The following is a 1,123-nucleotide window of genomic DNA, read 5'->3' as shown; positions in this document are numbered from 1 at the left end:
CGCTAGCTGTACTGCCCAGGGACGTTGGTTGATCTGCGACGACTCGCTGTAGTCGTTCGGGTGTGAAGAGGGCCTCCTGCGTTGGAGTGGAGCTGCTTAGGTTCCGTTCTGACGAGGAGGCCCTCGATGTCCCACGCTAATGCCGCGCTGACTCCGATCCAACGCTTGCGGATCGGAAGGCTGATCGTCGACGAGGGGTGGCCTGTCGCGCACGCGGCGGTGTTCTTCCACGTCTCGTGGCCGACCGCGAATCGGTGGGCTGAGCGGTATGCGGCGATGGGCGTCGCCGGGATGCAGGACAGGTCTTCGCGCCCGCACCGGTCCCCGAACCGGACGTCTCCGCAGACGGTGCGGCGGATCGTGCATCTGCGGTGGAAGAAGCGGCTCGGTCCGGTCGGAATCGGCGGCGTGCTCGGCATGCCCGCCTCGACCGTCCATGCGGTTCTCGTCCGGTGTCGGCTGCACCGGTTGCGGCACGTCGATGTGCGCACCGGGGAGCCGATCCGCCGTTACGAGCATGCCTATCCGGGCGCGATGATCCACGTGGACGTGAAGAAGCTCGGCAACATCCCTGACGGCGGCGGCTGGCGGATGGTCGGAAAGCAGCAGGGCGATCGGAACCGATCCGCCACCCCGGGCAAGGAGCGCAGCCCCAGACACCGTGGCGTGCTGATGCGGCATGCGTTCGTGCACACCGTGATCGACGACAACTCGCGCGTCGCCTACGCGGAGATTCATGACGACGAGACCGCGGCGACTGCTGTCGGGGTGCTCCGCCGGGCGACGTCATGGTTCGCCAGCCGCGGCGTGATCGTCGAGCGGGTGCTCTCCGACAACGGTGCCGCCTACAGATCGCACGCCTGGCGCGACGCCTGCAGTGAGCTCGGCATCCGGCCTAAGAAGACCCGCCCCTACCGGCCGCAGACGAACGGGAAGATCGAGCGGTTCCACCGCACCCTTGCCGACGGATGGGCGTTCAGCCGGCACTACAACTCCGAATCAGCCCGCCGCAACGCACTACCGGCATGGCTACATCACTACAATCACCACCGGCCCCACACCGCCATCGGCAAGGTCCCACCGATCACCCGGTTAACCAACCTGCCTGGGCAGTACAGCTAGC

The 1,123-nt window shown here is 66.9% G+C and carries 1 protein-coding gene; it reads left to right on the top strand.

Annotated elements, in window-relative coordinates:
- The first annotated feature begins 126 nt into the window (after nucleotides 1-126).
- Complete coding sequence (locus ABEA46_RS20355; RefSeq protein WP_345547275.1) at nucleotides 127-1,122, top strand: IS481 family transposase; 996 nt, start codon at nucleotides 127-129, stop codon at nucleotides 1,120-1,122.
- Nucleotide 1,123: the final 1 nt, after the last annotated feature.

The organism is Microbacterium jejuense (assembly GCF_039544225.1).
Classification (GTDB): Bacteria; Actinomycetota; Actinomycetes; order Actinomycetales; family Microbacteriaceae; genus Microbacterium; species Microbacterium jejuense.
Note: the sequence above shows the minus strand (reverse complement) of the source record. Positions and strands in the feature narration are given on the sequence as shown.